The following is a 20,134-nucleotide window of genomic DNA, read 5'->3' on the forward strand; positions in this document are numbered from 1 at the left end:
CGATCAACAGAGGGTGTGATGAAAGCACGACTTCGGCTTTGGCACAATTCCTCTGGTGATCACCTCACAAAGTTATTCCAACTAAATTTGGTTTTACGTATTGGTGCGGGCTAGACGTTGCGACAAGCTTTGGTACAGTGTTTCTGGCACTGATGCATGTAGCGATCGCCCTAGTCGATTTTTTTTTTGAGCCGCTTGTAAGCAACTCGTTTCTGGACAAATATAGGCAGAACGCCCCATGCCCTGATCTAATTGTACCTTTCCCGATGGAAAGACGCGGACAATCCGCCAAAATTCATCTTTTGAGCCTACTTTGCGGCAACTAATACAGCGCCGATAATTTGGTTTCATTGGTTCTATGCGATCTCAGTCCAGGATTTTGGATGTAAAAAGAAGTTTATTATTACTATTTTTTACTTATACCAAGTAGCCTTTGAGAAAATAATCCTTGAGACTGAGACTACAATCAACAGTATCAAAACTTTACAAAATTAATCAATTATTCATCGTCGTTAGTGTCAAAAGTATCCTCCTCTTCTAATTCGTCCTGATTTTCATCTAACTCTTCTTCCTCAAAGTCAAGATCATCTTCCTCTGATTGATATTTTGTTCTTACAGCTGTAAATTTTGCATCCTCTCCTGCATAGTCATACTTAGCTTTGTCTTTAATGTCAATTTTCCAACCAGTCAGGCGGGCTGCCAAACGGACATTTTGTCCTTCTTTCCCTATGGCCAAACTCAGTTGATCTTCAGCCACTAGTACGTGAGTTTGCCGGGAATCTGGGTCCATTAGGCGTACTTCATCCACCCGGGCTGGACTTAAAGCATTAGCAATATATGTTGCTGGGTCTGGTGACCAGCGAATTACATCTATTTTTTCACCGCGTAATTCGTTGACTACCACTTGAATTCGCGATCCCCTGGCTCCAATACAAGCGCCTACTGGGTCTACATCGCGATCAAGAGTATCTACTGCTATTTTAGTCCGGGGACCGACATAACGGGAAGGGGGGTTTGCCTCCCTAGCTACGGCAACAATCCGTACCACTTCATCTTCGATTTCTGGGACTTCGTTGGCGAAAAGATAAACCACCAAACCAGCATCAGCACGAGACACAAGCAACTGTGGCCCTCGTTGCTGACCTTGAGATACTTTTTTAAGATATACCTTGAAGGTGGCATTTGCCCGATAATTATCATTGGGCAGCTGTTCTCGCTTCGGTAATTCGGCTTCTACTTCTGGCTGACCAAAGTTACTGCTAACTGCTAGAACCACTGATTGCCGTTCAAACCGCAGGACTCTTGCTTGCAGCACAGTTCCTTCCAAATCTTGGAACTCTTCTTGCACCATTTGGCGCTGTTGATCCCGTAATTTTTGCGCCAGTACCTGCTTGGTTTGCATCGCCGCCATCCGACCAAATTCACCTTGGTCAGGGGTAACATCCAGCACCACAGAGTCTCCTAACTGCGCTTCGGGAGCTACTTGTTGAACTTCGTCTAAGGAAATCTGGTGGTCTGTGTTATTGACTTCTTCAACAATAGTTTTGGTGGAAAGAACGCGAAATCCTTCTCCTTCAATATCGAGTTCTACTTCAAAATTCTCAAAATAATCTTCGTCAAACTGTTTGCGCTCTAAATTTTGGGCGCGACGATAACGTTCGTAGCCTTTGAGTAGTGCTTCTCTAATAGCTGATTGGACTGCAAGCCGGGGTAAATTCCGCTCGCGACTTATACTTTCAATTAATTCTTTTAATCCAGGTAAAGTAACCATTGACATAAGCAATCTCCTTTAAAAATTAGGGAGTGGGGAACTCGGGGCCCCTAAAGGGGATAAGGGGTAATGGGGACTAAAAACTATGCATTAGATAGAGCTAGGGATTAGAGAATAGCTTTACACTAACCCCTAATCTCTAGCCCTTAGTTCATAACCTCTAGCCCCTAATCTTTAGCCTTGAGCCAAGGTGCTCTAGTCTCTAACTCCTAAGCCCTAGCCCTTCGTTTATCGGCGCTCGTCTAACTGCACCTTAGTAATTAAGGAGCAGGGAATTTCGACTACACGACCTTTTTGGTTTAAGTAAAGTGCTGTCTCATCCCGGCGAATCAACTGACCAGTCCACTCTTGTTGTCCGTCGTAGGGGGGCGTTGTGGAGACGATGACAGGAAATCCTTTAAAGGAAATAAACTCCCTGTCTGTTACCAGTTGCCGCGAAATACCAGGACTGGACACTTCCAAGACATAGGCATCTGGAACGATTTGAGCAGCATCTAAGGAGGCTTCTAAAGCACGGCTCATCCTCTCACAATCATTCAACCCAGTGTCTTGCTCAGGATTGCGAATGTCTACCCGCAACACTGGTGGACTTTGGTTAGTGTGAAAAACCACGCCAACCACTTCCAATCCCAGTTCTTCTGCCACTGGTGTCGCCAAATCAATAATTTGTGGAACTAAAGGATGAGCCATGAGAGAATTCAATAAAAAAAGTGGGCTTCGACCCACTTCCTGCGATAGATATATCTTTCAAGAAGTCTTGTGACGAACCAATGATGATTCGCCTAATTCGAGTTTAGCGCATTTCTTGGATAGTCATTAGTCATTAGTCAAGAGTTAAAAATTCTCCCCCTGCTCCTCTGCTTTACCTACCCTTCCCGTATTTTTGGGATAGTACCTTTATCCACTACTGCTGGAACTGATACTTGTGTTCGTAGCTGCCGGGTTTGCTCAATAATTTGATCTATGTCTTCTTGGGATAAACGCTGGACATAGTTGAGTTTGATTTCCTCTAAAAAGTCAAAAAGTAAACTCTGAATTTCTGAAAGTACGTGTTTTTCCTTTATTTCAGATCCTAAGGCGTCGCTGAAGCTTTGTACCAGTTGACTGGTGAGTTTTGCTCCTACAGGGTCTTCAACAGCACTAACTAAAGTTTTGTAAAGATTAGTTGTAATTTGGGTCGCCAGTTGTTCACTTAACTGGGTTTGGGCTTGTCCCACGCCAGGGAAGTTCTGGAGGTTGCGGTAGACGGGGACTTGATGGAAGACGGTTTCGATGTTGTGGCACAAAATGGCAACGATCGCAGGTTGAATTTTGGGTAGCACTTGGTAGACAATTGTTTTTACCAAAAGACCTGCGATCGCTTCCACTTCATTCACATTATTAATATCTATGTAGGGACGTAAATTTTCCTGTTGTGAGAGCCAGCGCGTCAACTCACCTCGCTGAATTGAACCCTGAACCTGATTGATTACCCTTACCACTACAATTTCTGTGAGTTCTTCGGCAAAATTGGCGACAATCCCCTGATTAATTTGCTTTCGCACTGGATGCAGCTCCAATAACCGCGCTTGATCGAGGCGAATTAATACAGGTATGATTCGCAACCCCCGCCAAAATGGCAGTAGTAAAAATAAATCATACCAACGCCACAATACTGCTTCCAACCAGCTAAAACCAGGATGTTGGCGTCTGAGAAGGAAGGTACGCCCCAGCAATTCTACACCAAATAAAATTACAAAGGGTAAGTCAATTTTCCAGAAATTATCAACAAATTCGCCATTTTCACCGATTTGGCGGTAGTAATTAGAGGCAATCAAAGGGCGAATGCTCTGGTTAAAAAAATTAATTTCTTTAACCCAGCCATTTTGTGATAGACGAGGTTGACTCCAAAAAGTGGCAAAGGACTGTTTTGCTGATTCGTTACCGATGTGCGATCGCATCCGCTTTTTGATTTTTTCTAGAGTACCACTCTTGTTCACTCCCGCAAATGGGTTAGTGTCAATCATCTCATTGCTCAGACGCTTTATTTCCTCTAGCCTGCTATTTACCTGAGGCGACTGTAATCCTGTTTGGCTGACTTGTTCTTCTAATGCCTTTACTTGTTCTAAATAATTTTTCGTCTCTCGATGGGGTTCGATACCTTTTATTGGGTCATAAATCTCAATAATTTGGGGAAGTTTTCGCAAGTAGAAATCTCGCCAAGGTACGTAACTTAAATCAAACAAAACTAAACCTAAATTTACGGTGGCAGTAATTGCCATAAATCTTTCAAACCAAAGATTCCGCTGCTTAGAAGATTTTAGATTTTTCATTTTTTGTCATATATTATACGCTTTTTGGATATTTGGAATATAGCGTTTCTCGTTTGTATCCAACACACTCTGACCTCAGTTCCATTCTTCTCTCCTGAAAGGAGGAGCCACTGGCGTCCGATGCCGAAGCTTTGAATCTTACTCCCCAACCCTTGTAGCGTTGGGGCTGTTCTTGTTAGGTCTGTATTCAACTCAACTCAGAAGCGCACAAATGTACGCCCCTACTTTAATTTAGTGTTCAAGGAGTGTATTCGATTCAAATAATAACCGCTGTATCTCTGCTAATACAAGATACTTCTTTTGATAGATGACACAAATTAGTTTTTTTAAATCTAGTTAAATTTGACAAAAATAAATCATAAATTATTCAAAAATCATTAAAAAATAGCGAAAAAAGTTATTAAACAAACTTAAAATGCAGCTGTTAACCTTTATGATCCTGCTGATTTAATCCAAAGGAGTTTTAAATATGTGGTGTGGGTTTGGAAAATCAAGCGCGACTTTTGCAGCTACCTGCCTGATAACTGCTAGTTTGGTAATTGCAGACACAGGTTTCGCGGCCTCTCAACGTAGCTATACGCCACAGCAATTTCGTGCTGTGTTGCGAGGATTAGGCTATAACGTCAAGCTAACAAATACGCCTTTGACGGATAATCAAACTAAAAAGGCAATTCGTGAATTTCAAACGGGGTATAAGCTACAACCAGTTGATGGGATAGCAGGACGAAAAACCCAAGATTTTGCTGCTAACATCATAAAAATTCTGCAAACAAATTTGAATGCAGTGGTGAAGCCAAATCCTCCCCTTCCCCGCGATTATTTTTATGGTTCCCGCACGGAAGCAGTGGTGAAGGAGTATCAGAAGAAATATCAGTTGCAAGAAACTGGAATTGCTAATTTAGCACTCCGCCAAAAGCTGAATGAAGAAGCAAAGACAGTCTTCAGTCAGCCGACAGCTACACCGACGCCTACGCCAAGAGCTACGCCAAGAGCTACGCCAAGAACTACGCCAAGAGGTACACCGACGGCTACACCGACGGCTACACCAACAGCTACACCGACAGCTACACCAACAGCTACGCCAACAGCTACACCGACAGCTACGCCAACAGCTACGCCGACAGCTACGCCAACAGCTACGCCAACAGCTACACCAACAGCTACACCGACAGCTACACCCTAGACGTCACAAAAAAATTCCTACCCCAAAGTCTCAAATCATTTGATTTGGTTCTTCTAAGGGTCTGCCCTTGGGTGTAGGTAGAGTTGGACGGCGGTCATTGTAAGGCATAGGAATGTACTGGACGCTGGGTCGCCCTCCTTGTGGCTGTGGGTACAAATCCATGAGATCATAAATAGAATGGGGCAGTCCGACAGTTACGGGCAGCCCCATTTCTGTTGCTTCCTCAATAGTGATGGGATAGTCGTGAGTGACGCGCCCGGTTGTCAAGGCTTCGATAATTGATTCAATATTTTCTGGCAAAACTTTTTGTTTGGGTATACTGTCTTTAAGCAGAGTCCGTACAAACCGCTGTACTTGCCCAATTGCTTTGCGTGAGAGGTCGGCCATTATTAGGGTTTGGTCATCAATCTCACCAATAGGTTTATCTTCAACAACTTTCAGGATACTCGCTGCGGGGTAATTACCCAATTGGGGATCAACTGGCCCTAAGACAGCGTTAGCATCCATAATAATTTCATCAGAGGCGAGGGCAAGCATAGTACCGCCACTCATGGCGTAGTGAGGTACAAAGACTGTAACTTTTGCCTGGTGGCGAATTAATGCTCTGGCGATTTGTTCGGTAGCCAAAACCAAACCACCAGGAGTGTGCAAAATTAAGTCAATCGGCACATCTGGGGGTGTAAGGCGAATTGCTCGCAGTATCTGTTCTGAGTCTTCGATAGTAATGTAGCGAGATAAGGGAATTCCCAGAAAGCTAATAGACTCTTGGCGGTGAATCAGCAAAATCACCCGACTTTTGCGTTCCTGCTGGAATTCTTGTAAAGCACGCAAGCGCCGATATTCTATTTGACGTTTTTGCCAAAGGGGTTGCAAAGAAGTGAGAAGGAGGAAAATCCAGAATAAATCACCGATACCAAAGCCCATAAATATTAATTCTTGTTCAAAAATAACGGTTGTCGTCATTATTGTCACAAGTTTTGGGCGATCGCAGTTCTATCTGTAGGCTAAAAGTATCTAATCAGACCAAGCAAAAAGATTCGGAATTACAAATTACTCTCTTGGTAGCGTAAAGCCTTGTCTACGAAAGGCTGCGCCCTAAGCGAGACGCTCTTGCGTTCGCTTAAAGCAACGTAAGAGCGTCATTAGGAATTATTTATTATCTCCGTCGCCAAATCTTGATAGTATCGTCATCACCACCGCTGACTAGGGTTTGGCCATTAGGACTGAAGGCGACGCATCTAACATAGTTGGAATGCCCTGTAAGTGTGCTGATTTCTCTGCCACTGTTTACGTGCCATAGTTTGATAGTGTTATCCCAACTGCCACTAGCTAGAAGTTCCCCATTCTGGCTAAAGGCGACTGACCAAACTGAATCAGAATGACCAATGAGAGTACGAATTTCTCTGCCTGTATTTACATGCCATAGTTTAATCGTGTTGTCACCACTGCCACTGGCGATAATTTCCCCATCCTGGCTGAAGGCGATACAGTTGACGAAGAAAGAATGGCCTAATAATGTGGAAATGTTTCTGGCTGTGTATACTTGCCATAATTTGATGGTGTAGTCATTACTACCACTAGCCACAAGCAGTCTATCTTTGCTATTCGTTGTCGGCATCGTTGGAGAGTAGGCGACTGAAGAAACTGAGTCAGAATGACCTATGAGAGTTTGGATTTCTATGCCTGTGTGTACTTGCCACAGTTTAATTGTGCAGTCAGCACTGCCACTAGCTAGAAACTTACCATCTGGACTAAAGGTAACGGAATTCACCCAATTAGCATGACCAACGAGAGTACGAATTTCTTTGCCTGTGTTTACATCCCACAATTTGATTGTGTTATCCCAACTACCGCTAGCCAAGATTCCCCAGTTCAGCTCTGCAACTTTCGCAGATTTGCCCGACTCTCCTTGATAAGAAAGGTTTGGAGAGATTGGGGTAAAGGCGACGGAATGAACCATACTGGAATGACCAGAAGACCAACGACCCAGTTGACGCACTAGCTTGCCAGTACCCACTTGCCAAAGTTTAATAGTATGGTCATTACTGCCACTAGCAATCAATTGCCCGTTTGGGCTAATGGCGATCGCATGAACCATACTAGAATGACCTTTGAGGGTCTGTATGCATTGCCAGTTATGCTGATTTAATACAACAGGTGGAGGTGGTTTAAGTCTAAGCGGTTTCACTACCTCATGCGTTACTAATACTACATTCTTTCCTGTGTCAGATCCCAATAAATCCAACCACTCCTGCACAGACTGGGGACGATAGGTTGACTCCAGATCCATGCCGCATATAATAGCCTGATTGACTCTGTTACTGATATTAGGATTAAAATATTGTGGTGGTTCTAAATTAATATTGTGACGTCTATCATCTGCACTCGTCGGTATAACGGCGGTGAGCAAATTATACAAGGTAGCAGCTAAGGCGTAGATATCAATGTATTCTCCTCGTGGTGCTTCTGATTCATATTGCTCAGGTGGGGCAAAACCAGGAGTGCGATACACTGTATGCCTTTGAATCATATTGGGAATAAATTCTCTAGCGATGCCAAAGTCTATCAGTACTGCTTCTGATTTATCAATGCGGATCATAATATTACGTGGTTTCAAATCCCGATGCAGCAGTCCTTTAGAATGAATTAGCGTCAAAGCGTCGCCAATTTGCCGGATGTACAGCAGCGCTTCTGCTTCTGATAGCACCCCCATCCGTCTCAAGTATTGTCCTAAGTCTTCGCCTTCAATGTACTCCATCACCATGCAGGGCAAATTTCCCTCATCGAAGATGGTTTCTATCTGTACTATATGAGGATGGTGACACACAGCTAGCCGAACTGCTTCATCACGGAAGTCTTGCCGTAACTTGTTTCGGTGGAGTATCCAGGCAGGGTGGTTCAGGATTTCTTCTTTGAGGGTTTTAATTACTCGCAGTTGATTTTGTTGATTTCTGGCAAGGTAAGTAATGCCAATTCCGCCTTCACCTAGTTGGCTTTCAATAATGTAGCGTCCCCCGAATAAAGACTTTCTTGCATTCCACACCATTAGTAATATTTGACAATTGCTGGTATTTATTTTGGCACAGTATCAAAACAGCCAATACGAATTTTTGGGAATTCCATTTGAATTGCTGTTGTAGCTTTTTATGACTTAGTTACTTAGAGAACATTTTCATTAACCTGAATAATTACTAATAGTATAAAGTTGCGTCTACTTTAATAGTTTTAGCTAAACGATGTTTTCACACCCTAATATGAGAGTTGATTGATCATGATAAAGTAAACGATAAGTTTCACCATATTTGTTCATAATAATTTGAATTGTAGGTAATTTAGAATTATGCTAAAGAATTTGAAGCTGAAACAAAAGTTTACAATTTTACTACTGGTAATTCTAACATTTGGTCTGAGCTTGAGTGGATTTGCTCTTTCTTCTCTGCTCAGGGAGAATGCTAAACAAGATATTAGCTCAACAGGTCTTATACTCATGCAAACAATGAGTTCTGTTCGTAAATACACCAGTACTCAAGTTAATCCAGAGCTAGCTGATAAATTGGCAACTGAGTTTTTGCCGCAAAGTGTGCCTGCATACTCAGCACGCGAGGTATTTGAAATTTTACGAAAAACGACAGATTACCGTGACTTCTTTTATAAAGAAGCAACTCTCAATCCCACAAATCTTCGGGATAAGGCTGACAGTTTTGAGACGGAAATTGTAGAAAGGTTCAGAAATAAATCAGACCTTAAAGAAGTGAGTGGATTTCGCTCAATTCCTGGTGGGGATATCTTTTACATTGCTCGTCCGCTGCCAATTTCGGAACAAAGCTGTCTGGTATGTCATAGCGTACCTGAAGCTGCACCTCAAAGTATGATTACTCAGTATGGTACAGCTAATGGATTTGGGTGGAAGCTGAATGAAATTGTTGGCGCTCAGATTATATCAGTGCCGGCGAATAATGTCATCAGCAAAGCTAATCAGTCTTCTTTACTCATTATCCTAATTGTATCAACTATATTTATAGCAACTATCCTATTAGTCAACTTTTTCTTGAATCGACAAGTTGTTTTGCCTCTCAAACGCATGACTCGCATAGCTGAAGAAGTCAGTACGGGACATATGGAAGTTGAATTTGAGCAGATGTCTAATGATGAAATCGGTAATTTAGCTAAAGCTTTTAAACGGATGCAGTTAAGTTTAGAAATGGCAATGAAAAGAATCAAACGCACTCAGGGAGGTACAGTGGATTAAAAAATTCAAAATTCTCCTTAATTAACAGTGGTCTAAATGTCTATGAAAATAAGCTTTTTTTAAATTCAAAAGCTGCCTGAAAATCAGGAATTTCCCTGATGATCAGTTCAACAAATTGGTCAGGCGAAATGTAAGGATTTTCAGCTAATATTTCTTCTATAATCAGATTTGCCATTGGTCCGATGTGGTAAGCTAACTCTTGCTGACAATGTTTGATATATGCTGGTTTGAGTGAAGGTTGTTGTTCAATTCGCCCAATTTGCGGATTAATAGGTGAAGTAGGTGGACTAAAAATTGTTTCTCCAGGTTGGTTGGATGACGGCGATATTGCCGACATAGCCTGAAATTCCGGATTAAATATCGTGGCAGGCAAATCATCAACCATGATTGGAGGAGACATTGCCACTTCTGGTTCTCCAATCCGCTCTAAATCTATAAGAACTTCCCTGGCTGTTTGGTATCGGTTGTTAGGCCTATCTGCCAACATATAATTAAGTACTTGAGCCAAATCCTCAGTGACATAGGTATAATAACGCCAGTTCCATTCTAGGGAGTACTGATCCATTAGTAAAGATGGATCTCTACCTGTGAGTAATACAATTGCTGTTACCCCCAAAGCATAAAGGTCACTACAGGCGGAGCATAAACCCAAGCTAATCTGTTCACGGGGAGCGTATCCCACTTTGCCTACAAGGGACATTTTGCCAACAAAGGTCACCTGATGGTTAGAACTTCTCGCCTCGTTAATATCAGCAATTTGCTTGCCTACACCGAAATCAATTAGCACTGGCAGATCCTTGCCATCGGGTAACATGATGTTGTCAGGAGAAATATCTCGATGGATGATGTTGTGTTGGTGGACATATTCCAAAACAGGCAGTAGATTCTTTAGCCACTCTATAACTTCCTCTTCGGAAAAGTTTCTTCCTTGACGTTGAAGTTCTCCCAGCAGCCGAGAATATGTTTTACCGTCAACATACTCTTGTACTAGAAACAGCCGATTATCTCCTTCAAAGCAAGCTAAAAACTTGGGAATTTGAGGATGTTGCAATTGATGAAGAATTTTTGCCTCTCTTTTAAATAAGTTGCGATATTGTTCCAGTCCACTTTCCCCTGTGCCAATGGGTGCAAACTCCTTGAGAACACAAGCTTCATTAAACCGACGAGTGTCAAACGCCAAGTAAGTTCGTCCCAATCCTCCCTGTCCTAGAAGTTTTTGGATAGTATAGCGGTTATCGATTAGAGTTCCAGCAGTTATTTCTGGTCTTGTCATCGGGGACTGTGACATCTCATCGCACTCCTTGCGATTTTATTATTGATAGATTATCTTGTTTGCTGAAAGTCAGAAACTCTAGCAGATAAAGGCTGATAACATCCTTAAAATTGAGGTTAGCACTACTATCAATACAGGGAAACACACTTTTCTACAATCTTTCGACGGTCTTGTATGATCAAGTAGACAATTTTTACTTGAGTAGTTCGATCATACTACTCATACTTACGTATTTTAGCAGCCGGAAGATAATTAGTGTCTGCGGTAATATCTGCGAGTGTTCAGGGCATCGCCTTTTGGATTTGCTGCTGAACCACATCTTACCCTTAATAACTCAATTGGCACTGAGTTTTGGAACAGTAAGGATATAGCGTGACATTATGGTTTATTCTAGAAAACTGAGGTTGCTATAAACTTCCCAAAGGGAATATTATATGTATTTCAAGTGCTGAATATGCGATCGCTCTCAAAAGTTAATCTTTCTGCGAGAGAATATCGTTATGATATAGCTGCTTCAACATCCGCCATCAAAGTTTTCAGTACAGGTGATTCTTCAAAAGCAGAAAATTATCCTGTATACAATAAAAGACTCCTAAAGCTAGAATAATTTATCTAGTTGATCAGGATTCACGCTTAAGTGACGCAAACGTTCTGCTTTTCGTTTGGCTTGAGCAGTTTCTTGCAGGACTTTGGATCTTCATTAGGAGGACGTAACAACAAGTCATTACACCTCTGGCTCAATCCCCACCGCCCGCAATTGTGCTGCTAGTCGTTCAGCACGTTGGCGTTCTTGTTCGGCTAATTCTCCACCCCAAAGCAGAAGGTTTCCTTGTTCATCCCACCACCGTAACCATTTTCCGGCGCGGTTTTCCCGAGTACCTTGCCATACCCCAAGGTAAAGATTCATTTGGGCTATCCAGTAGCTTTGATTTTCATCAGGCTCTTGCAAAATGTACTGTTCTGCGTTATACAAGCGATACATCTCTAAACTGCCGTTATTTGGATCAAAGATAATGTAATTAGGCACTTTTAAGATCCGCTCGTAAAAAAACCATTTTCCTGGGGGATATGTCGGTTTGACGGAATACTCTGTACCATCTGTATCAGAAAGAAATTCCATTACAATTATGGGGATGTCTCCTTGTAGCTGCGGAGTATAACTACGTATTACTTCCTCTCTATCAACGCTGATTTTGGGAATATACGCCCAGTCGGGAGCTTTAACGACGATTCTGCCATTCAAGGTGGCGCAGATGCCGTAATTTGTTGGTGTGAGGGCGTTAGGTGGAAGTTTTCCAGCAAGTTCTAAGCTTTGTGTAAGTGCTGCGGCTAAAGCTGGTTGGCTGATGTTGTCCACTGGATCGTCTGGCAGTTTGTAATCATCGGGTAGTTTTTCCCAAGTGATTTGGTAGTCTTGGGTAAGGGCTGTCATGATGGGTTGTCCTTTGGTGTGGTGTTATCTCGGATTTTACCCTGGTGTTTGACTCTATTTAGACCCCCACAACCCCCTTAAAAAAGGGGGTTATGGTTACTCATCTTCATCGAATTCTAAATCGTCGGTTGTCAGTTCCTGATGGGGGATAGCGGCGATAATTGCATCTATTACTTTGGATACTGGTAATATCTCAATATTAAGATCGGGAAATTTTGTCCCTTTTGGCACGATCGCTCGTTTAAATCCCAACTTAGCAGCTTCTTTCAACCGCAGTTCCATTTGGGAAACCGATCGCACTTGTCCGCCTAACCCAACTTCACCGATTAATACTGTACCTGGGTCAACTATGCGATCGCGGAAACTGGCAACGATCGCGATCGCTATTCCTAAATCTACGGCTGGTTCTTCCACATTCAACCCACCCGCAGAAGCAACGTAGGAATCTAACTTGGACATCGGAATTCCCACCCGTTTTTCTAAGACGGCGAGAATTTGTACCAAGCGGTTGTAATCTACGCCAGTACCAGCACGCCGGGGAGAAGGGTAGCTGGTGGGACTCACCAAAGCTTGCAATTCCACAACTATCGGGCGAGTGCCTTCGCATGCAACGACAATGGCAGTACCAGGCGCAGGATCGTCACGGTTACCTAAAAATAACTCTGAGGGGTTGGCAACTTCCCGCAGTCCCTCGGCTACCATTTCAAAGATGCCGATTTCGTGAGTTGCGCCGAAGCGGTTTTTCACTGTCCGTAATAACCGATGGGAGGCAAAGCGATCGCCTTCAAAATACAACACTGTGTCTACTAAATGTTCTAAAACTTTTGGCCCAGCGATCGCTCCTTCTTTGGTGACGTGTCCCACAATCAGCATAGTCACATCTTCGTGCTTCGCCACCTTCATCAATGCTGCTGTACATTCCCGTACCTGAGCCACCGAACCGGGTGCAGAAGTCAGCGCCGGAAAGAACACCGTTTGGATACTATCAATCACCGCCACGTTTGGTTTTAGAGAGTCTATTTCCCGTAAAATTTCTTCTAAATCTGTTTCTGGCAATACATATAAATCTGCACCTATACTGTCAGGGTCTATGGGTAGTGTAGTATCTACTACCACTGTTCCCTCCTGCTCATTAACCAGATTTACGCTTTTTGATACTCCCAAACGAGAAGCTCGTAATTTTACCTGCTGTCCCGATTCTTCACCAGTTACGTAAAGGATGCGATATTTCTGTGCTAATTGATTTGATACTTGCAACAATAAAGTCGATTTCCCAATACCCGGATCACCACCAATCAGCACCATAGAACCTGGGACAACTCCACCACCAAGCACCCGATCTAATTCTTCATAACCAGACTCCCATCGAGCAATTTGGCGATCGGTAATTTGGTCAAATGTTAAAGAGGCTCGCGCTTTAGCTGGTTTAGCGTGAGATTTGCCATTGGTTTGAGTTGATTGCCAACTACTAACTCCCCCTCGACTGGGTACATCTACTGAAGACTGGATAGTGATCTGTTCTTCTAAAGAATTGTATGTGCCGCAAGCTGGGCACTTACCAAACCACTGGGGCGATTCTGCTCCACATTCGTTACAAACGTAAAAGGTTTTTGGCTTTGCCATTCTTAAATCTTATTAAATATTCTTAATATTTGCTTAGTTCTTGGGAAAAACTAAAAACCAATAATAGTAGTATTTAGAGCTTTTTCCAAATCAATTGATGGAATGATATCTTAATATTATGGTATTAAAAATTAATCATGTAAATTTTTAGTGAAGGAGCGTTGAAAAACTTGGAAAGCCATAAAGAAAAAATCTTGGTGGTAGATGACGAAGCCAGCATTCGCCGGATTTTGGAAACGCGCCTTTCCATGATTGGCTACGATGTAGTGACAGCTGGCGATGGGGAAGAAGCTTTGGAAACTTTTCGCAAAACTGATCCTGACCTGGTAGTTTTGGATGTAATGATGCCAAAGCTAGACGGCTACGGTGTATGTCAAGAATTACGAAAAGAATCAGATGTCCCCATTATTATGCTAACAGCCTTGGGGGATGTAGCCGATCGCATCACTGGACTAGAATTAGGTGCTGATGACTATGTAGTTAAACCATTCTCCCCGAAGGAGCTAGAAGCTCGAATTCGCTCGGTACTGCGGCGGGTAGACAAAACTAGTGGATCTGGTATTCCCAGTTCTGGGGTAATTCATGTCGCTATTATTAAAATCGATACGAATAAGCGACAAGTCTACAAAGGCGATGAGCGCATTCGATTGACAGGTATGGAGTTCAGCTTATTAGAGTTGTTAGTAAGTCGCTCTGGAGAAGCTTTTTCCCGTTCGGAAATTTTGCAGGAAGTTTGGGGTTACACACCAGAACGTCATGTGGATACCCGTGTAGTAGATGTGCATATATCCCGTTTACGGGCAAAGTTAGAAGATGATCCTAGCAACCCAGAATTGATTCTCACAGCGCGGGGTACTGGTTATCTTTTTCAGCGGATTATTGAACCAGGGGAGGAGTGAAAATAGTTAGGAGTGAGGAATTAGAAGTAGAGACGCGATTAATCGCGTCTCTACAGGAGTTAAAAACTTTCTTCAACTCATAACTCATAACTTATAACTTTACCCAAGGATGACTAAATCTGATCCTAATCGAGTTTTGCGGCGTCTACCCATTGTTGTGGGTGGGCTAGGCGCTGTGCTTTTGTTAATTAACCGTTTGTTGACACTGGAACTAACCCAATCTCAATCGCGTGGTGATGTGGTAGGCGTGATTTTAAGTGCAGTGTTAATTTTGACGGGTTTGATTTGGCAGCAAGTTCAGCCGCGATCGCCTGATACTGTAGAACTAATTGGTGAAGTTGGTTTTGTCCTAGCAGCAGATTTACCTGAAGCTGTGAAAACAGAACTAGCTTGGGCATCTCATTTATTGTTGACTAATACAGTAACGCGATCGCTGGTGGTTTTTTATCAAGGTAAAGTTTTGTTGCGTCGCGGTATTCTGGGTACTAAATCTGAGGTTGTACCAGGAGTAATTTTAAAACAGGTACTCGAAAAACAAAAGCCGATTTATCTAGTTGCTCTAAAAATATATCCAGGTAAGTTTGAATTTGATTATTTACCAGAAAATACTCAAGGTGTAATTTGTCAACCTATTGGCAATCAAGGTGCGCTTATTTTGGGAGCGAATGCTCCTCGCAGTTACACCAAACAAGATGAAAACTGGATTGCGGGAATTGCTGATAAATTAGCCGTTACTCTTAATACTTAGGTTATTCGCTAGTTTAGAAGTAAGCTAATTTTGGTGAGACTTGGGGATTTTGCCCCAAGTTCTGGAGCAAGGCTTTACGCTACGCTATCAGCAATCCAAAATCTAAAATCTAAAATCTAAAATTCAATCACCAAGAAGTCAAAAAATTCCAACCTTCCTTTTCCTGTGGTGTCTCTCCTTCTTTTTCTTCGGGTTCTTCCGGTATCTTTAAATTTTTCTGTTGAATTAAATTATCATATTCTCCTGAATCAACCCATTTTAATAACTCGCCAGCCCGCATAACCACCCAGGAAAGCCCAGATTCTGTATAGCTTAATATTTTGGTGATCCGATCAACACTATCAAAGTTATTGGATGCAAACTCACGGGCTTGTCCGAGGAAATCTTCGATTACAGCAGTAGTCAAGTACTCGTCTGGTAAACCTGCGAGTTTCATCAGTGTAGTGGTTGCTACCTCAATATCCTGACAAGCCAGCAAACCAGCCCGATCAGCAGTGAACCTAGCCATCATTCGCCAATTGTACAAACCCAGTTCCATTCCACTGGCTACTAAGCCACCCACACCCAGTGTGGTACTGCTCAACAAATTTTTCAAAGTCGGCATCACAATTGCCATTTGGTGATAAACCATATGCTGACTCTTGATACGAGCAACTTCGTGTCCAAAAACGTAAAGTAACTCATCAGGGTCAAGCCACTCCATTCCATCTAAATTGATACCAACAAGGGGTTTTTCCACCCCAACAATGTAAGTTTGAATGTGACCTGTGCCTTGAAACAGATACAATTCAGGAAGTGGAGCAACATCAAGAATTTGGCAGGTTTCTACAAATGTCTGATGCAATTGCGGAAAATTACGGGGCGAAATTCTGATTTCACTACCAAGGCTTTGCAATCTGAGTAAGCGATCAATGCCATATTCGTTAACTTTTTTGAGTAGCAGGGAGACACCGGGCATATTTTGTAAAGAAGCCAAGGCTTTGCGATCAAAGGGGTGTTCGTAAGTTTTAGAACTTAGTCCAGTTAATATTTTTCTCGTCATGGGTTTTGAGCTTTAAAATAGCAGTTTAGGAAGCATTAGGCGATACGGCATAAATCCAGCTACCATCTCAATTAAGACAACGGACTTCGAGCAACTGGTTAAAAGTAGGCATTCCACCACAGCGTACTAAGCATTTGTCACCATCTTGCCCAGATAGAATATACAGTAGGGACGCACGGCTGTGCGCCCTTACGAGGAAATTTACAATTGATCTATGCAAATTACTTATTGGTTATTAATTGCCGTAATGGTTGTGGGTGTTATCGGTGCCGTAGTTCCAGCCATTCCTGGTAGCAGTTTAATTTTAATTGCAATTCTCGTTTGGGGAATCGTTAGTAGTTCCTTTGCAGCTATCAAGATTCCACTAATTGTGACAGTTATAGTTTTACTGCTCAGTGTCGGAGTGGATTTTTTAGCTAGCTATGTGGGAGCAAGACAAGCTGGAGCTAGCAAGTGGGGGCAAATTGGCGCAATTGTCGGTTTGGTCGTGGGATTTTTGGGATTATTACCAACACTGCCTTTTGGGGGGCCACTGTTAGGAATTTTACTAGGGCCGCTTTTGGGAGCAATTATTGGTGAGTACTTTTACCGACGTGAATTAGGGTTGGCGGTTAAGGCGGGTATAGGAATTATAGTCGGGTCTTTAGTTGGAAATTTGATTCAAGGGTTGTTAGCGATCGCCGCAGTTGTAGTTTTCGTTGTGACAACTTGGCCACAGGTATTTGGCTCTTAACATTTGAAAAATCTGACAGATTTGAGAACAGCGGTAACAGTTAGCTATTTATTATAAACATTCAATTTGATAACAAAGACTATCCATAGTAAACAAATACAGCGGTTCCTCCCATTTATTCTCTGAGAGGAACAGTTTCAGTAAATATTAGTAACTAGAGAGATTATAGATACACTGCATACTCCATTTATCTAAAATATAGTTGAGGAAATTGAAGTATTAAAAATATCCATTGTACTTATACGATTACCTTTCTTCAAGTCAGAGCTATTGCCAACAATTTAAACCCTGTGAAATAAAAGATATATGAAGCATAGGTATGTAAGTAATTAAAATTTCATGAAGCATAGTAATACATCAAAGATGTGATGAAGACCACTCAGTAAATCTTGCAGGCTCTAAGTCTATGTGATTTCATGGAGATAAGAAATACATTAGACAAGTTTCACTTTCACTGACAGTAGTTTCCATAAATTACTGAGATTAAAAGTAAAGCGATCGCTCTAATTTAAGGTTATTACTACGAGCCTCAAACAACAATGATTAATTTTAAATCTAAATTACTAAATGCAACTTTAGCTCTTACTGCTGCACTCCCCTTAACGACTGCGGGGTTGTTTACATCTGCTGGATCTGCACAAGCTGCTGCACTCACAGGTGAGTTCAGTTTTAACGGTGGTACAACTGTGAATCCATTTGCCAGCAGCTTAGTGACATTGAAAAAAGATTCGCTTACGTTTACTCCAGATAGCATTATTGCAGATTCCAATGGAGTAAAGAGTACTCCAGTTGGAGTTGCTGCTCAGACAGGAAGCTTCTTAGGTTTCAATTCAGCCAGTATACGTGATATCATTTCATTTGCAAGCGATACTGTGCAAAATCCATTTCTAGACCTTGGTAATCTTACAATTCCTGGTATTATTATGCCTGGAGAAAATACAGCTTCTCTAGCGGATGGCAGTAATATTTTTACGTTGACATCTTCTGGTTATCAAATAACCCAGACAGGTGCAAACATTACTATAGCCGTTGATCTGCGGGGGTACTTTACCAGCGCAACTGGAGAGATAACTAATGGAGCAGGAAGCTTATCTTTCCAAAGAAATAATACTACTGTTGCTCAGGCAAATTCAATTCTCGATACTGCTGACGGTTCATTGGCTAATTTGACTTTTTCTGGTTCTACCTTTACCACTTCCGTTCCTGAACCAGCTGCATTACTAGGCTTGGGTGCAGTAGGTGGAGTAATGGCTATGTCTCGCCGCCGCAAAGGTGTCGTTCAATAAGACCGATCATAAATATAAAAAAGTTACTTTTAGAAACTAAAAGTAACTCTAATTTATCTATTCGATCTGGCTGGAATGCAAAATTTTTCCAACCAGATTGAATTTTTTGCTCCTGTGAGATAAATCTATTTAAGGATGACTTTTCTTAACCTTAGATAGACTTAAACTGATTGCAAAGAATTTTTGGCTTCAGTTGCGATCGCTTCTACTTGATCATTAGCCAGAGTTTCTAATATAGATTTGGCTTCTGCACTATCCAAACGAGCCAAGGCTTGTACAACTCTGTAACGAATTTGCCAATCTGGATTGGTAGCATAGGGAGCCAACAGGGTAACTGCCTGTAAATCTCCCAAGTCACCCAAAGAACTAATAGCAGCAGTTTGAACTAATTCGTTTTCTGATGAGAGTGCCTCTTTGAGTAATTCAAAAGCTCGTGGATCGCCCAACTCTCCTAATGTAGCAATGATACTGAATTGGATTAGCCATTCATCGGTTGTATGGTAAAGCTGTTGCAAGTCTTCAAAAGCTTCATGTAACTTCAGAGCACCCAAACAGTCTGCTGCTGCTGCTTGTACATCTACTTCAGAGTCATGAAGCAAGCGATCGCGCAAGATATCCAAAGATAATTGTAAATCCTGCGTTCCGAGTGTATCCATTTGACTCACCGCCGAGTAACGGACACGGGAATTGCTATCGCCAATAGCATTTTGAATTAATTCAAAGCCGATCGCAGGTTCCAGTTGGCGGATTTGATTTACTGCACGTAAGCGATCGCCTAAATCCTCAGAACTGAGCAATTGCTTAACAGACTCCGCATTAATACTCATTTAGTTATCCTTGATTTTCAAAGGTGTAAAAAATAGTTAACAGTTTGATAACTGTTAACTGACTAATCTTGAGTTGCTGCCATAGCCCGAATAATATCACCACGAGTGAGGATACCAATTACTTCACCCGTGCCCTCAAGTACTGGTAATCGGTGAACACTGCGATCGTGCATGATTGTAGCGGCTTCCTTTAAAGTTTTATCAGGGGAAATAGCGATCGGGTTTTTACTCATCACCTCCCCAACGGTTTGCCCTAGTGCCTTGTGCAAGTCACGTTCATATGTAGCAGGATTTTTTAAATAGATAACGCTATCAAGAAACATAATGTACGCAGGTGGAGTAACACCAGTTTCTTGCCACATTAAATCGGTTTCCGAGATAATGCCCACCAATTTACCGACATCATCCACAACAGGTAATCCGCTAAAGTGGCGTTCTGCAAGAATTTGAATAGCTTCGTTGAGTGGAGTTTCTGTCCGAACGACAACTGGATCGCGGCTCATCACATCGGCAACGGTTTTAGGCATTTATTTACTGACACCTTTAATCAAAGTCCCTGCGCCTATTGTAGAAAATTGCGGGACTCAACCTGATGCAATTAATAGATTGTTACGCTATTGGGCACTTGTACTGAGCAGCGTCGTAAAGCCTGCGGTATAGCTACGCTTAGGGCGCAGCCTCTTCAAGAGTTGTATAGGGCACAAGAGGCAGTTCTTGCTGGGGGCAAGGGGGAGAATTAAAATTACTTCTTTCTCC

The 20,134-nt window shown here is 42.2% G+C and carries 18 protein-coding genes; 6 read left to right on the top strand and 12 right to left on the bottom strand.

From position 1 onward, the window contains the following. Positions 1-93 precede the first annotated feature (93 nt). From V7K46_RS02260 to V7K46_RS02275, 4 genes are all read right to left on the bottom strand, one after another. Positions 94-351: a YlxR family protein gene (locus V7K46_RS02260; protein WP_298906330.1), complete on the bottom strand. Its 258-nt coding sequence runs from the start codon at positions 349-351 to the stop codon at positions 94-96. Positions 352-499: 148 nt separating this feature from the next. Next, the gene (gene nusA / locus V7K46_RS02265) at positions 500-1,777 is read right to left on the bottom strand and encodes a transcription termination factor NusA (protein ID WP_335110624.1); all 1,278 of its coding nucleotides are present in this window, start codon (positions 1,775-1,777) and stop codon (positions 500-502) included. Positions 1,778-1,999: 222 nt separating this feature from the next. Further along, entirely contained in the window at positions 2,000-2,461 is a 462-nt protein-coding gene (gene rimP, locus V7K46_RS02270; protein WP_273766707.1) for a ribosome maturation factor RimP, read from the bottom strand. A gap of 176 nt (positions 2,462-2,637) precedes the next feature. Beyond that, positions 2,638-4,083: a hypothetical protein gene (locus V7K46_RS02275; RefSeq protein ID WP_335110626.1), complete on the bottom strand. Its 1,446-nt coding sequence runs from the start codon at positions 4,081-4,083 to the stop codon at positions 2,638-2,640. 469 nt (positions 4,084-4,552) lie between these two features. Here V7K46_RS02275 and V7K46_RS02280 point away from each other — a divergent pair, with 469 nt between their 5' ends. Beyond that, entirely contained in the window at positions 4,553-5,266 is a 714-nt protein-coding gene (locus tag V7K46_RS02280) for a peptidoglycan-binding domain-containing protein (protein WP_335110628.1), read from the top strand. A gap of 30 nt (positions 5,267-5,296) precedes the next feature. Here the strand turns inward: V7K46_RS02280 and V7K46_RS02285 are convergent, their stop codons facing one another. Together V7K46_RS02285 and V7K46_RS02290 are read right to left on the bottom strand one after the other, a co-directional pair. Next, the gene (locus tag V7K46_RS02285) at positions 5,297-6,190 is read right to left on the bottom strand and encodes an SDH family Clp fold serine proteinase (RefSeq protein WP_334975426.1); all 894 of its coding nucleotides are present in this window, start codon (positions 6,188-6,190) and stop codon (positions 5,297-5,299) included. Positions 6,191-6,422: 232 nt separating this feature from the next. After that, entirely contained in the window at positions 6,423-8,312 is a 1,890-nt protein-coding gene (locus V7K46_RS02290) for a serine/threonine-protein kinase (protein WP_335110630.1), read from the bottom strand. 294 nt (positions 8,313-8,606) lie between these two features. Here V7K46_RS02290 and V7K46_RS02295 point away from each other — a divergent pair, with 294 nt between their 5' ends. Beyond that, positions 8,607-9,515: a Tll0287-like domain-containing protein gene (locus tag V7K46_RS02295; RefSeq protein WP_335110632.1), complete on the top strand. Its 909-nt coding sequence runs from the start codon at positions 8,607-8,609 to the stop codon at positions 9,513-9,515. 40 nt (positions 9,516-9,555) lie between these two features. On the opposite strand, the gene V7K46_RS02300 is transcribed toward V7K46_RS02295, so the two are convergent. The 3 genes from V7K46_RS02300 to radA form a co-directional block, all read right to left on the bottom strand. Next, complete coding sequence (locus tag V7K46_RS02300; RefSeq protein WP_335110634.1) at positions 9,556-10,803, bottom strand: serine/threonine-protein kinase; 1,248 nt, start codon at positions 10,801-10,803, stop codon at positions 9,556-9,558. A 709-nt stretch (positions 10,804-11,512) separates the two neighbouring features. Continuing rightward, positions 11,513-12,220 carry a Uma2 family endonuclease gene (locus V7K46_RS02305; RefSeq protein ID WP_335110636.1) on the bottom strand — a complete coding sequence of 236 codons (708 nt, stop codon included), beginning with the start codon at positions 12,218-12,220 and terminating at the stop codon, positions 11,513-11,515. Positions 12,221-12,316: 96 nt separating this feature from the next. After that, positions 12,317-13,843 carry a DNA repair protein RadA gene (gene radA, locus V7K46_RS02310; RefSeq protein ID WP_335110639.1) on the bottom strand — a complete coding sequence of 509 codons (1,527 nt, stop codon included), beginning with the start codon at positions 13,841-13,843 and terminating at the stop codon, positions 12,317-12,319. Between the two features lie 170 nt (positions 13,844-14,013). Between radA and rpaB the strand changes: the two genes are divergently transcribed. Together rpaB and V7K46_RS02320 are read left to right on the top strand one after the other, a co-directional pair. Next, entirely contained in the window at positions 14,014-14,742 is a 729-nt protein-coding gene (gene rpaB, locus V7K46_RS02315) for a response regulator transcription factor RpaB (RefSeq protein WP_273769721.1), read from the top strand. 109 nt (positions 14,743-14,851) lie between these two features. Beyond that, positions 14,852-15,490, top strand: coding sequence for a cofactor assembly of complex C subunit B (locus V7K46_RS02320; protein WP_335110641.1), 639 nt, complete (start codon positions 14,852-14,854; stop codon positions 15,488-15,490). A gap of 127 nt (positions 15,491-15,617) precedes the next feature. Here V7K46_RS02320 and V7K46_RS02325 read toward each other — a convergent pair whose 3' ends face one another. Then, positions 15,618-16,532 carry a M48 family metallopeptidase gene (locus V7K46_RS02325; RefSeq protein WP_335110643.1) on the bottom strand — a complete coding sequence of 305 codons (915 nt, stop codon included), beginning with the start codon at positions 16,530-16,532 and terminating at the stop codon, positions 15,618-15,620. Between the two features lie 214 nt (positions 16,533-16,746). On the opposite strand from V7K46_RS02325, the gene V7K46_RS02330 reads away from it, so the two are divergent. Together V7K46_RS02330 and V7K46_RS02335 are read left to right on the top strand one after the other, a co-directional pair. Continuing rightward, complete coding sequence (locus V7K46_RS02330) at positions 16,747-17,265, top strand: DUF456 domain-containing protein (protein WP_335110645.1); 519 nt, start codon at positions 16,747-16,749, stop codon at positions 17,263-17,265. Positions 17,266-17,804: 539 nt separating this feature from the next. Beyond that, complete coding sequence (locus V7K46_RS02335; RefSeq protein WP_335110647.1) at positions 17,805-18,551, top strand: PEP-CTERM sorting domain-containing protein; 747 nt, start codon at positions 17,805-17,807, stop codon at positions 18,549-18,551. A gap of 161 nt (positions 18,552-18,712) precedes the next feature. On the opposite strand, the gene nblB is transcribed toward V7K46_RS02335, so the two are convergent. Both nblB and V7K46_RS02345 read right to left on the bottom strand, forming a co-directional pair. Next, on the bottom strand, positions 18,713-19,378 hold the full coding sequence (gene nblB, locus V7K46_RS02340) for a phycobilisome degradation protein NblB (protein ID WP_335110649.1): 666 nt from the start codon (positions 19,376-19,378) through the stop codon (positions 18,713-18,715). 62 nt (positions 19,379-19,440) lie between these two features. Continuing rightward, entirely contained in the window at positions 19,441-19,905 is a 465-nt protein-coding gene (locus V7K46_RS02345; RefSeq protein WP_335110651.1) for a CBS domain-containing protein, read from the bottom strand. Positions 19,906-20,134: the final 229 nt, after the last annotated feature.

It is taken from the genome of Nostoc sp. (assembly GCF_036917395.1).
Classification (GTDB): Bacteria; Cyanobacteriota; Cyanobacteriia; order Cyanobacteriales; family Nostocaceae; genus Nostoc.